Consider the following 12,583-nt stretch of genomic DNA (forward strand, 5'->3'; position numbering starts at 1 on the left):
TTTGCTTTGCAGGCCTGCGGACGCTTATTCCGCGTCAGGCTGCGACTTCGGCTCTGCCTTCTGGAAAGCCGGCAGTGCCATGCAGGCCTCGTAGATCTTCGCGATCGCCGGGTAGCGGGCCAGGTCGATATTGAAGCGCTGCGCGTTGAACACCTGCGGCACCAGGCAGATATCGGCCAGCGTGGGGGTGTCGCCAAAGCAGAAGCGCCCGGCCTTGCCGCCGCGCTCCAGGTTGGCCTGCAGCGACGCAAAGCCCAGCTCGATCCAGTGGTGGTACCACGCGTCCTTGACCTCGTCGGTCACGCCCACGGTGTGCTTCAGGTACTTCAGCACGCGCAGGTTGTTCAGCGGGTGGATCTCGCACGCGATCTCCTGGGCCAGTCCGCGCACGTAGGCGCGGTCCAGCGCCGTGCCGGGCAACAGCTTCGGCTCGGGATGGACCTCATCCAGGTATTCGACGATCGCCAGCGATTGCTGCAGCACGTGCTCGCCGTCGACGAACGCCGGCACCAGGCCGTCAGGGTTCACGGCGCGGAATTCCGGCTTGAGCTGCTGGCCGCCTTCCTTCAGCAGGTGCACCGGCACGTAGTCATAGGACAGCCCCTTGAGCTCCAGCGCAATGCGCACGCGGAACGAGGCCGAGCTGCGGAAATAGCTGTAAAGCTTGAGCATCGGATCAGACTACCTTGAGGGTGAGATCGCCCACGCCGCCGACGTGGCACTGCATGACATCGCCCTTGACCACGGGGCCCACGCCTTCGGGCGTGCCGCTGAAGATCAGGTCGCCCGGCTGCAGCTCGAACAGCTTCGACAGGTACGACACCATCTCCGGCACCGACCAGATCAGGTCGGACAGGTCGCCGCGCTGCTTCTCCACGCCGTTGACCGCCAGCGTCACCGCGCCCTTCTCCGGATGGCCGATGGCCGACACCGGCACGATCGGGCCGATCGGCGCGGACTGGTCGAAGGCCTTGCCAGTCTCCCAGGGGCGGCCGGTCTTCTTCGATTCGTTCTGCAGGTCGCGGCGGGTCATGTCCAGCCCCACGGCGTAGCCGAACACGTGGCCGGCTGCCTGGTCGACCGGGATGTCGCGGCCGCCCTTGCCGATCGCCACCACCAGCTCCACTTCATAGTGGCAGTTGCTGGTGCCCGGCGGGTACGGGAAGGCACCTTCGGTGCCGTCGGCGACGTAGCTGACCGCGTCGGACGGCTTGCAGAAGAAGAACGGCGGCTCGCGGTCGGGGTCCGAGCCCATTTCACGGGCGTGGGCAGCATAGTTGCGGCCGACGCAGTACACGCGCCGGACCGGGAAGCTAGCGTTGCTGCCGCGCACCGGCACGCCAACGGGCGCGGGCGGGGCGAACACGAATTCGGTCATGCATCTCTCCAGATTGTTCTGATCGGTGCTGCAGCGCGGGTGGCCAGGTTGCACGATGCAGCCATGCGCGGCGTCGCCAGCAGACGCGCCCGGCGCAGCAGGGCAACAGGATACACCGCGAGAGTTGGCTCTGCGTACGACCGCATACAATGAATCCAGGCATCCTCGCAGCGCCGCCGCACCGGACTGGCGCAGGTGACCCGATACTTACCCGGCGCGAATCTTGCATGGCGCACTGCAACAGAGCCTAGCCATGACACGACGCCACCCGCCCCCATCGCCCACCCCCGCGGCACCTGCCCCGCCCACTGCCGGCGGCCGGGTGTTGCGGATCCTGCTCGTGCGCGACCCGCATGACGCCGACCCGCTGAACGTCGAAACCATCCGCGGCGGGCTAGTGAGCGCGGGCTTTACCGAGATCCAGATCGTCGATGCCGACCTGCGCCTGCCGGATGTGATCACGGCCACCCAGCCCGACATGCTGATCATCGCGTCTGAATCCGCCGCGCGCGACACCATCGAGCATGTCTGCGTCTCGACCCAGCATGCGCCGCGCCCGATCGTGCTGTTCACCGACAACGACGACAGCCAGCGCATCAAGGCAGCGCTGACGGCGGGGATCACCGCCTATATCGTCGACGGCCTGCGCGCCGAGCGCGTCAAGACCGTGCTCGACGTGGCCTACGCCCGCTTTGAACTGGACCAGCAGCTGCGCGCCGAGCTCGATGCCACCCGGCTCAAGCTGGCCGAGCGCAAGGTGGTCGAGCGCGCCAAGGGGCTGCTGATGCATGCGCGCGGCCTCAGCGAGGACGAGGCCTACAAGCGCCTGCGCAGCATGGCGATGGAGCGCGGCCTGAAGCTGGTGGACGCGGCCCAGCGCGTGATCGACGTAATGGGCTGAGCCGCTCCCGCCTGCCAGTCGTGGTGCGCTGCCGCACACGACTGGTGCAATGCACGCTCCTGGCGCTGCCGCGCTGCGTCACCTCCCTCCGCTGCTCCCCCGAATGTGGCGGCGGCCGCCGCGCGCGCGCCGCATCCGACCGTTTCCTCCCGATCCATCACAAATCCGCTCGCAAATGCTGCACCGCACAGGCTGGCACACGCCTTGCGTTATGCAGGTATCGGCCAACGGCGGCCGACCAACAATTTCGGCGGACACGGCCAACGCGGGCTGCGTCACGCCACGGACAACGGCGTCCCTGCGCCGCACCGGTCTTCTGGCGAAGCCGGTCGCGGAGGGGACGCCTTTTTTCTTGGAGCCATGCAATGCCCTCTCGCCTCAAGATTGCCAAGCCGCTGCACGCAGCCGTCCACGTTTCCGACGCGGCTGCCGACGCCGTCCCGGCCAGCAGCGGCCGCCGCCGCGCGCTGGCCACCATCGCCGGCGCCAGCGTGATGACGCTGATCGATCCGCTGGTGCGCGCCGGTGCGTGGGCAGCGGGCTCGGACGCGCCGGAGAAGACCGACGTGCGCATCGGCTTTATCCCGCTGACCGACTGCGCCTCGGTGGTGATGGCCGCCACGCTCGGGCTGGACAAGAAATACGGCATCAAGATCACGCCGACCAAGGAAGCCTCCTGGGCCGGCGTGCGCGACAAGCTGGTCAACGGCGAGCTGGACGCGGCGCACGTGCTGTACGGCCTGATCTACGGCGTGCAGCTGGGCATCGGCGGCCCGAAAAAGGACATGGCCGTGCTGATGAACCTGAACCACAACGGCCAGGCCATCACGCTGTCGTCCAAGCTCGCCGAGAAAGGCGTCAAGGACGGCGCCAGCCTGAAGGCGCTGATGATGAAGGAGAAGCGCGACTACACCTTCGCCCAGACCTTCCCCACCGGCACGCATGCGATGTGGCTGTACTACTGGCTGGCGGCCAACGGCATCAACCCGATGCAGGACGCCAAGGCGATCACGGTGCCGCCGCCGCAGATGGTGGCCAATATGCGCGTGGGCAATATGGACGGCTTCTGCGTGGGCGAGCCCTGGGGCGCGCGCGCCATCGCCGACAAGATCGGCTTTACCGCCGAGACCACGCAGGCCATCTGGAAGAGCCATCCGGAGAAGACCCTGGGCACCACCGCGGAGTTCGTGCAGAAGTACCCCAACACCGCGCGCGCGATGGTGGCCGCGGTGCTGGAGGCATCGAAGTTCATCGATGCGTCGGCCTCCAACCGCCGCAAGACCGCCGAGACCATCGCCGCCAAGTCCTACGTCAACACCGACATGGACATCATCCTGGACCGCATGCTGGGCCGCTACAACAACGGCCTGGGCAAGACCTGGGACGACCCCGACGCGATGAAGTTCTACCAGGACGGCAGCGCCAACTACCCATACCTGTCCGACGGCATGTGGTTCCTGACGCAGCACAAGCGCTGGGGCCTGCTGAAGGAACATCCGGACTATCTCGCCGTGGCCAGGCAGGTCAACCGCATCGACGTCTACAAGCAGGCCGCCGCCGCCGCCCAGGTGCCGCTGCCCAAGAGCGACATGCGCAGCGCCAAGCTGATCGACGGCGTGGTCTGGGACGGCAAGGACCCCAAGGCCTACGCCGACGGTTTCAAGATCAAGGCCTGACGCAAGCCTTCCCCCACTGATCCGCAGTGCCCCTGACGAAAGGAGCCAGACGTGAATGCCATTGCCCACCCCACACCCGATGGTGCAACCATAGCCACCCCCGCCGACCCCGACATCAAGGAGCGGGCGCGCCGGCGCGAGCAGGAAATCGCCGCGCAGGCCCGGCGCGCCCAACGCCGCGAGGCGGTCGCCGCGCTGGTGCTCAAGGCTGTGCCGCCGGCACTGGGCTTTGCCCTGTTCGTGCTGGCCTGGCACGGCATCGCCACGATGATCCCGGCCATCCCCACGCCGCAGGCCACATGGAACGCCGCGGTGCCGCTGTTTGCCGACCCGTTCTACCGCAACGGGCCCAATGACCAGGGCATCGGCTGGAACGTGCTGGCATCGCTGGCGCGCGTCGCGGCGGGCTTCGGCCTGGCCGCGCTGGTCGGCATCCCGGCCGGCTTCCTGATCGGGCGCTTTGCCTTCCTGAACGCGATGACCGCGCCGGTGATCAGCCTGCTGCGCCCGGTCTCGCCGCTGGCGTGGCTGCCGATCGGCCTGCTGCTGTTCAAGGCCGCCAACCCGGCCGCGATCTGGGCGATCTTTATCTGCTCGATCTGGCCGATGGTGATCAACACCGCGGTGGGCGTCACGCGCGTGCCGCAGGACTACCTGAACGTGGCGCGCGTGCTGGACCTGTCGGAATGGAAGGTGTTCACGCGGGTGCTGTTCCCCGCGGTGCTGCCCTACATGCTGACCGGCGTGCGGCTGTCGATCGGCACCGCGTGGCTGGTGATCGTCGCGGCCGAGATGCTGACCGGCGGCACCGGCATCGGCTTCTGGCTGTGGGACGAATGGAACAACCTGAAGGTCGAGCACATCGTGATCGCGATCTTCGTGATCGGCATCATCGGGCTGCTGCTGGAGCACGCGCTGCTGGCGCTGGCCCGGCGCTTCAGCTACGGCACCAACTGATACGCGGGGAGAATCGCCATGGACAAGTTCGTCAGCATCGAAAACGTCGGCCAGACCTTCAAGACCCGCAAGGGCCCGTTCGTCGCCCTGCGCGATATCAACCTGCATATCGCCGAGGGCGAGTTCATCACGCTGATCGGCCATTCCGGCTGCGGCAAGTCCACGCTGCTGAACCTGGTCGCGGGACTGGCCACGCCCACCACCGGCGCGCTGATCTGCGCCGGACGCGAGATCGCCGGGCCGGGGCCGGAGCGCGCGGTGGTGTTCCAGAACCATTCGCTGCTGCCGTGGCTGACGTGCTTCGAGAACGTCTACCTGGGCGTGGAGCGCGTCTTCGCCGCCAGCGAGAGCAAGCCGCAGCTCAAGGCGCGCACGCACGACACGCTGGCGCTGGTGGGCCTGACGCACGCCGAGAACAAGTACCCGCATGAAATCTCCGGCGGCATGAAGCAGCGCGTGGGCATTGCCCGCGCGCTGGCGATGGCGCCCAAGGTGCTGCTGATGGACGAGCCCTTCGGCGCCCTCGATGCGCTCACGCGCGCGCACCTGCAGGACGAGCTGATCAAGATCGTCGCGCGCACGCGCAGCACGGTGGTGATGGTGACCCACGACGTCGACGAGGCCGTGCTGCTGGCCGACCGCATCGTGATGATGACCAACGGCCCGGCCGCGACCATCGGCGAGATCCTGAAGGTGGCCCTGCCGCGCCCGCGCGACCGCGTCGCGCTGGCCGATGACAAGGCCTATCACGCCTGCCGCACCGCGGTGCTGGACTTCCTCTACCGCAAGCAACGCAACCCGGCGCTGCAGGAAGCCGCGTAGTCTCCTCAGGAGGCGATGCGCGGTGACCGGCGGCGGTGGGCGCGGCGGCCTGGCTCCGCTATCATGAACCCAGAACAGACAACCCCCACGCCGCCATGACCACGCCAGCCACGTCCTTCCCTGCTGCCCGCTATATCAAGGAGATCGGCCGCGGCGTCAACGGCGCCCGGGCGCTGCCGCGCGAAGACGCACAGGCCCTGTTTGACGCCATGCTGGCCGGGCGCGTCTCGGACCTGGAGCTTGGCGCCATCCTGATGGCCTACCGCATCAAGGGCGAGGCCCCGCACGAACTGGCCGGCATGCTGGAAGCCGCCCATGCGCACTGCCAGCCGCTGCCGGCGCCGCCTGACCGGCAGGTGGTGGTGATCCCCAGCTACAACGGCGCGCGCAAGCAACCCAACCTGGTGCCGCTGCTGGCACTGCTGCTGGCGCGCGAAGATGTCCCCGTGCTGGTGCACGGCACGCGCCTGTTCAATGGCCGCGTGACCAGCATGACGCTGTTCGAGGCGCTGGGCGTGCCCTTGTGCGCGACTACCGACGAGGCCTCGGCACGGCTGCGCGAGGGCAGCGACCTCGGGCCGCTGGCGGTGCTGCCGGTGGATGTGCTGTCGCCCGGGCTGTCGCAGCTGCTGGAGCGGCGCACCGTGATCGGCCTGCGCAATTCGTCGCATACGGTGGCCAAGATGCTGCAGCCAGTGGGCGAGCATTCGCCCGCGGAAGGGTTGCGCCTGTACAGCTACACCCACCCCGAATACCGCGAGACGCTGACCGACTACTTCTCGCATGAGCCCGCCAACGTGCTGCTGGCACGCGGCACCGAGGGCGAAGTGGTGGCCGATGCGCGCCGCACCAGCCGCATCGACTGGCTGCATGAGGGGCACCAGCAGACGCTGGTCGATCCGGCCGTGGGTTCGCTGGCCGAAGTGCCTGAACTGCCGCCCGGCAGCGACGCCGGCCAGACCGTGGCCTGGGTCCGGCGCGTGCTGGACGGCGCGGCGCCGGTGCCGGCACCGATCGCGATCCAGGTCGAGGCCATCTGCGAATGCCTGCGGCAAGGCACCCACGTGACCTGGGCCAGCCCGGTCTGAGCCAGCCCCGGGACCGCTGTCAGGGCTTGCGCGGGGGCAGTGGGATGCGCTCGGTCTCGCCCGGCACGTGCGGGAACTGATCGTCCTCCCAGCGCTGGGCGGCGGCTTCGATCGCCACCTTGCTGCTGGCAACGAAATTCCAGTAGATAAAGCGGTGCCCGTCGGTCGGGTCGCCACCCAGCAGCATCACGCGCGACGGCGCCGTGGCCGTCAGCGTCGCGGGCTGGCCCGGCGTGAGCACCACCATATGCTCGGCCGGCAGCGGCTCGCCGTCGAGCGCCACCGCGCCATCCACCGGATAGATGCCCCGCTCGGCATGATCGGCCGGGATCTCCACGCTCGCGCCCGCATCCAGCTCAATCGCCACATACAGGGTGCGGCTGAAGACCTTGACCGGAGAGATCTGGCCAAAGGCATCGCCCGCAATCACCACCATGCGCACGCCCGGCCGCTCGATCTGCGGCAGCGTGGCGGCGGGATGGTGGAAGAACGACGGCTCGGCACCCTCATGCTCCTGCGGCAGTGCCACCCAGGTCTGGATGCCGTGCAGGCGGGCCCCGGCGGGGCGCACATGCTCGGGCGAGCGTTCCGAGTGCACGATGCCGCGCCCGGCGGTCATCCAGTTGACGTCGCCCGGGCGGATCGCCTGGTCGCTGCCCAGGCTGTCGCGGTGGATGATCTCGCCCTCGAACAGGTAGGTGACCGTGGCCAGCCCGATATGTGGATGCGGGCGCACGTCAGCGCCGGCGCCCGGCGGCAGCTGCACCGGCCCCATATGGTCGAAGAAGATAAACGGCCCGACGGTCTGGGTCGCCGCGGCGGGCAGCAGCCGGCGCACGGTGAAATCGCCCAGGTCGCGCACATGCGGCTTGAGCAAGTGTTCGATAGCAGACATAACTCCTCCGGTGGAATAAGAGAGGCTCGCAAGAATGCCAGCGCGCCGCAGCTTGGTCGAGTGTAGCCGCTGCTGCAACAAATCATTGCAGCAGCGGGCAGAACCCCCGTGCCCCGCACCGCTCTAATATCCAGTGCGCCGAACCGTGGGTATCGTTCTCGCCGCTCGAAGTGGAAAATAGCTATGCCATCGGCAAGAGCAATCGAGGGGAACTATCACGGCCATCGGGGCTCCAATTAGCACTCACCCGGCCTGAGTGCTAATATGTGTTGCAGTGCCACCGCCCCCAAAGGCGCGGCACCCCGGCAACAGAACCGCCGGATGCGAAAGGAGCCATTGAGTGAACGCAGTCTTGTCTGCCGACCAAACCCTGAATAACCGTCTGCCGACGGCACCCCGGAGCACGGGCAGCTTTGCGCTGACCTTCCCGGCCACCGTTGGCAACCTCGACAGCTATATCCAGGCTATCCACCGGATTCCGCTGTTGACCGCGGAGGAAGAGCAGCGCCTGGCGCGCGAGCTCCGCGACCACGATTCCGTTGATGCTGCCCGCCAGATGGTGATGTCCCACCTGCGCCTGGTGGTGTCGATCGCCCGCCAGTACCTGGGCTACGGCCTGCCGCACGCCGACCTGATCCAGGAAGGCAATATCGGCCTGATGAAGGCCGTGAAGCGCTTCGACCCCGACCAAGGCGTGCGCCTGGTGTCGTACGCGATGCACTGGATCAAGGCCGAGATCCACGAATACGTGCTGAAGAACTGGCGCATGGTCAAGGTGGCCACCACCAAGGCCCAGCGCAAGCTGTTCTTCAACCTGCGCAGCCACAAGCAGGGCGCGCACACGTTCACGCCGGAGCAGGTCGAGGCCGTGGCGCGCGAGCTGAACGTCAAGCCCGAAGAAGTGATGGAGATGGAAACCCGCCTGTCGGGCGGCGACCTGGCGCTGGAAGGCCAGATCGACGACGGCGAAGAGGAATTCGCCCCCATCGCCTACCTGGCGGACAACCACAACGAGCCCACCCGCGTGCTGGAAGCCAAGCGCCATGACCGCATGCAGGTCGAGGGCCTGGAAGAGGCGCTGGGCAAGCTGGACGAACGCAGCCGCCGCATCATCGAGGCGCGCTGGCTGCACGTCGAGGACGACGGCTCGGGCGGCGCCACGCTGCATGAACTGGCTGACGAGTTCGGCGTCTCGGCCGAGCGCATCCGCCAGATCGAGGCCGCGGCCATGAAGAAGATGAAGGGGGCGCTGCAGGCGTTCGCCTGATCCGCCCCCCCCAGCCATGCAAAAGGCCGGTCCACTGGACCGGCCTTTTTGTTGCCCGCGAGAGGGCGAGTGCGACGTTATGCCGCACCCCTTCCCTCCCTTTCACGTCACGACAGCAGCTGTTTCAGGTCGTGCGCGATCGGATCCGGACCCTGGCCGTGGCGGATGAACAGCCGCAGCTTGCCCTCCGGGTCGAACACATAGCTGCCCGCGGAGTGGTCCACCGTGTAGTTGTTCGGGGAGCTGCCCGGCACCTTGGCGTAGAACACCTTGAAGTCCTTGGTCACCTTCTGCAGTGCGGCTTCGTCGGCCGGGCGCAGCCCCACGAAGCGCGCATCGAAGGCCGGCACGTACTGGGCCAGCAGCGCCTGCGTGTCGCGTTCCGGGTCCACCGTGACGAACAGCACCTGCACGCGGTCGGCGTCCGGGCCCAGTTTCTCCATCACCGCCTTCAGTTCGGCCATCGTTGTCGGGCACACGTCCGGGCAGTGGGTGTAGCCGAAGAACATCACCACCGCCTTGCCCTTGAAGTCGGCGATGGTGCGCACCTTGCCGTGATGGTCGGTCAGCGAGAAGTCCTTGCCGAAGTCCGCCGCGCCGGTGATGTCGACATTGCGGAACGAGGCCTTCTGCTGCCCGCAGGCAGCCACGGCCAGCGCAAGCGCTGCCAGCAGGGAAAAGCGGCGGAAGGCGGCGAACAGGCCGGAGGCGGGGCTTAGGCGGGGCATGCGGCGGAAACCGGTCAGGGGTGGGAGGAAACAGCGGCACCGGAGGGCGGCGACATCACGCAGTATCGCCGATCGTGCCGCCACGCTGCGCCGGCCGCGACAAGATGCCGCAGCCGGTGGACCACAGGTCAGACCTGCGGCACGAACTTGAAATAGTGATCGACCAGCAGCGCGGCGAACAGCAGCGACAGGTACAGGATCGAGAAGCGGAAGGTGCGCTGCGCCAGCTCGTCTGAATAGTTGCGGTACATCTTCCAGGCGTAGGCCAGAAAACCCGCGCCCAGCGCCAGCGCGGCCGCCAGGTAGATATAGCCGCTCATGCCGTAGACAAAGGGCAGCAGCGTCGCGGCGATCATGATCAGCGTGTACAGCAGGATATGCAGCAGCGTGTAGCGCTCGCCGTGCGTGACCGGCAGCATCGGCAGGCCGGACTTGGCGTAGTCGGCGCGGCGGTACAGCGCCAGGGCCCAGAAGTGCGGCGGGGTCCAGGTGAAGATGATCAGCACCAGGAACCAGGCTTCGGCCGGCACCTCGCCCGCCACCGCGGCCCAGCCCAGCGCCGGCGGCATCGCCCCGGACAGCCCGCCGATCACGATGTTCTGCGGCGTGGCCGGCTTGAGCAGGATGGTGTAGACCACCGCGTAGCCGAGGAAGGTGGCAAAGGTCAGCCACATCGTCAGGTCGTTGGCGTAGACGTGCAGCAGCCACATGCCGGCGCCGCCCAGGATGGCGGAGAACACCAGGGTCTGCGGCGTGGTGATCTCGCCGGTGGCCGACGGGCGCCATGCGGTGCGGCGCATCAGCGCGTCGATCTTCTGCTCGACCAGGCAATTGATGGCAAAGGCCGCGCCGGCCAGCAGCCAGATGCCGGCGGCGCCGCCGATCAGCACGCGCCACGGCACCATGCCGGGCGTGGCCAGGAACATGCCGATGATGGCGCAGAACACGGCCAGCTGCGTCACGCGCGGCTTGGTCAGGGCGGCATATTGTCGGGCAAGGTGCCGTATCCGGCTCAACTTGCCCAGCGAATGGGGGTGGGTAGCGGTAACCACGGAAGGGGTCTTGTCTTTCATGTGGCGCGGGCGGCGTTCGGCACGGCAGCGGGGGCGCCGGCGGCCCGCATCGTGAGCCCTGCAAGCCCTGTATTGTAGTGGAGGCGGACCAGCAGCAGCAGGAGCAGCGCCGCGCCGCCGTTGTGCGCAACCGCGGCCACCAGCGGCCAGTCGAACACGATATTGGACATCCCGGTGGCCAGTTGAAGTACCAGCGTGCCCAGCAGCCAGCCGGCCGCGCGCTCCAGCCCTTCAAGCCGGCGCGCGCGCAGGCCGAGCCACGCCAGGTAGCCCAGCACGACAAAGGCAAAGCCGCGGTGGACCCAGTGGATCGCCACCAGCGCCACGTGCGGGATGAAGTCGCCGTCGGCGGTCATGCCCAGCTGGCGCCACAGCGTGAAGCCGTGGCGGAAATCCATCTCGGGCACCAGCTGGCCGTTGCACAGCGGGAAGTCGGTACAGGCCAGCACCGCGTAGTTGGTGCTGACCCAGCCCCCCAGGAAGATCTGGATCACCAGCAGCAGCAGGCCGATGCGCACCGGCCAGCGCAGCCGCGCCGCCTGCGCCGCGACCGGGTGCGGCGGATCGTTGCGCGAGCCCAGCTGGATCAGCACGGCCAGCAGGGCCATGCCCAGCATCAGGTGCGTGACCACGATGACGGGCTGCAGCTTCAGGGTCACGGTGAAGGCGCCGAACGCGCCCTGCACGCACACCAGCAGCAGCACCCCGGTGGCGAACCACGGCGACTGCTTCAGCTCGCGCCGCTTGACCCATGCCAGCACCATCAGCGTGATGATCAGCACCCCGACCGCCATGGCGAAGTAGCGGTGGATCATCTCGATCCACGCCTTGGCCAGCGTCACCGGGCCGCTGGGCAGCGCGGTCTCGGCCGCGCGGATCGGCTCCATCGCGGCGTGCGGGTTGGAGTGCCCGTAGCAGCCGGGCCAGTCCGGGCAGCCCAGGCCGGAGTCGGTCAGGCGCGTGAAGCTGCCGAACATGATCAGGTCCAGCGTCAGGAACGCCGTGATCCAGGCGAGCTTGCGGTACTTGTTGCGGTCCCCTTTCACCAGCACGTAGGACAGCGGGAACAGCGCGATCAGGATGCCGATGATGGCCAGTTGCAGCAGCATGCCGTCCCCTTTAGCCGATGCGCGAGACCTTGAGCAGCTTCTTCAGGTCGCCGCTCAACTTCTTGGGGTCCGGATCCTGCGGGAAACGCATCATCAGGTTGCCCAGCGGGTCGACCAGGAACAGCGTGTCCTCGGCGCGCTTGCCGGGCTCGGCCGGCAGCCATTGCTGCGCGGCCTGGCGGTCGATGCGCAGGAAGCGCACACCGGCGTAGGGCTCGTTGTAGGCAGCGGTCAGGCGCTCGTCGATCTTGCCGTCGTCGGTCACCAGCCACACCGGCACGATGCGTTCGCGGTCCTGGCCCTGCCCGGCGCGAATCTGGCGGATGGTGAAGAGCTTCTTCGCGCAGGCCTCGTCGCAGGCGGACGGATCGGCGGTCACCAGCAGCCACTTGCCGCGGAACTGCTCCAGCGGCACGGCCCGGCCCTGCTCGTCGGTGACGCGCACCGGCGGCATCGGCCGCTGCGGGTCGACCAGCGCGCCGTAGTTGGTGGCGCCGCCGCGCGGCTTGATGACGTAGTAGGTGAAGTAAGAGGCGATCACCGGCGACGCGCACACCAGCAACAGCATCAGCATCTGCAGGCGGCCGCGGCGCGTGCGCGCATCGATGCGGGTATCCGGCGGCGAGGCCGCGGCGGCCGGGGCGGAGTCTTGCTGTGCCATGGAGTACGTCTGTCCTTTGTCTTCGGCG

Annotated in this window: 13 protein-coding genes; 6 read left to right on the forward strand and 7 right to left on the reverse strand. The window is 67.9% G+C overall.

Annotation, left to right across the window (positions count from 1 at the left end; genetic code table 11):
* Positions 1 to 24: 24 nt before the first annotated feature.
* Positions 25 to 672 carry a maleylacetoacetate isomerase gene (gene maiA, locus ACW4E8_RS03620; RefSeq protein WP_456803258.1) on the reverse strand — a complete coding sequence of 216 codons (648 nt, stop codon included), beginning with the start codon at positions 670 to 672 and terminating at the stop codon, positions 25 to 27.
* A 4-nt stretch (positions 673 to 676) separates the two neighbouring features.
* The gene (locus tag ACW4E8_RS03625; RefSeq protein ID WP_456803259.1) at positions 677 to 1,378 is read right to left on the reverse strand and encodes a fumarylacetoacetate hydrolase family protein; all 702 of its coding nucleotides are present in this window, start codon (positions 1,376 to 1,378) and stop codon (positions 677 to 679) included.
* Positions 1,379 to 1,631: 253 nt separating this feature from the next.
* On the opposite strand from ACW4E8_RS03625, the gene ACW4E8_RS03630 reads away from it, so the two are divergent.
* The 5 genes from ACW4E8_RS03630 (at position 1,632) to ybiB (ending at position 6,822) form a co-directional block, all read left to right on the forward strand.
* Positions 1,632 to 2,279: an ANTAR domain-containing response regulator gene (locus tag ACW4E8_RS03630; protein WP_456803260.1), complete on the forward strand. Its 648-nt coding sequence runs from the start codon at positions 1,632 to 1,634 to the stop codon at positions 2,277 to 2,279.
* A 365-nt stretch (positions 2,280 to 2,644) separates the two neighbouring features.
* Positions 2,645 to 3,955 (forward strand): CmpA/NrtA family ABC transporter substrate-binding protein, encoded by a 1,311-nt coding sequence (locus ACW4E8_RS03635; protein ID WP_456803261.1) that lies wholly within the window; start codon positions 2,645 to 2,647, stop codon positions 3,953 to 3,955.
* Positions 3,956 to 4,006: 51 nt separating this feature from the next.
* The gene (gene ntrB / locus ACW4E8_RS03640; RefSeq protein ID WP_456803262.1) at positions 4,007 to 4,912 is read left to right on the forward strand and encodes a nitrate ABC transporter permease; all 906 of its coding nucleotides are present in this window, start codon (positions 4,007 to 4,009) and stop codon (positions 4,910 to 4,912) included.
* An 18-nt stretch (positions 4,913 to 4,930) separates the two neighbouring features.
* Positions 4,931 to 5,734, forward strand: coding sequence for an ABC transporter ATP-binding protein (locus ACW4E8_RS03645; RefSeq protein WP_456803263.1), 804 nt, complete (start codon positions 4,931 to 4,933; stop codon positions 5,732 to 5,734).
* A gap of 95 nt (positions 5,735 to 5,829) precedes the next feature.
* Positions 5,830 to 6,822 carry a DNA-binding protein YbiB gene (ybiB, locus tag ACW4E8_RS03650; protein ID WP_456803264.1) on the forward strand — a complete coding sequence of 331 codons (993 nt, stop codon included), beginning with the start codon at positions 5,830 to 5,832 and terminating at the stop codon, positions 6,820 to 6,822.
* 19 nt (positions 6,823 to 6,841) lie between these two features.
* Here the strand turns inward: ybiB and ACW4E8_RS03655 are convergent, their stop codons facing one another.
* Positions 6,842 to 7,717 (reverse strand): pirin family protein, encoded by an 876-nt coding sequence (locus ACW4E8_RS03655; RefSeq protein WP_456803265.1) that lies wholly within the window; start codon positions 7,715 to 7,717, stop codon positions 6,842 to 6,844.
* A 340-nt stretch (positions 7,718 to 8,057) separates the two neighbouring features.
* On the opposite strand from ACW4E8_RS03655, the gene rpoH reads away from it, so the two are divergent.
* Positions 8,058 to 8,984, forward strand: coding sequence for an RNA polymerase sigma factor RpoH (gene rpoH, locus ACW4E8_RS03660; RefSeq protein WP_456803266.1), 927 nt, complete (start codon positions 8,058 to 8,060; stop codon positions 8,982 to 8,984).
* 107 nt (positions 8,985 to 9,091) lie between these two features.
* Here the strand turns inward: rpoH and ACW4E8_RS03665 are convergent, their stop codons facing one another.
* From ACW4E8_RS03665 to ACW4E8_RS03680, 4 genes are all read right to left on the reverse strand, one after another.
* A complete protein-coding gene (locus tag ACW4E8_RS03665) occupies positions 9,092 to 9,712 on the reverse strand; it encodes an SCO family protein (protein WP_456803267.1) in 621 nt (206 codons plus the stop codon).
* A gap of 128 nt (positions 9,713 to 9,840) precedes the next feature.
* Positions 9,841 to 10,785 carry a heme o synthase gene (cyoE, locus tag ACW4E8_RS03670; RefSeq protein ID WP_013955446.1) on the reverse strand — a complete coding sequence of 315 codons (945 nt, stop codon included), beginning with the start codon at positions 10,783 to 10,785 and terminating at the stop codon, positions 9,841 to 9,843.
* Positions 10,782 to 11,894, reverse strand: coding sequence for a COX15/CtaA family protein (locus ACW4E8_RS03675; RefSeq protein ID WP_456803268.1), 1,113 nt, complete (start codon positions 11,892 to 11,894; stop codon positions 10,782 to 10,784). The genes cyoE and ACW4E8_RS03675 overlap by 4 nt, the downstream gene beginning before the upstream one ends.
* A gap of 10 nt (positions 11,895 to 11,904) precedes the next feature.
* Positions 11,905 to 12,555 (reverse strand): SCO family protein, encoded by a 651-nt coding sequence (locus tag ACW4E8_RS03680; protein ID WP_114132178.1) that lies wholly within the window; start codon positions 12,553 to 12,555, stop codon positions 11,905 to 11,907.
* Positions 12,556 to 12,583 lie beyond the last annotated feature (28 nt).

The organism is Cupriavidus sp. CP313 (assembly GCF_054072015.1).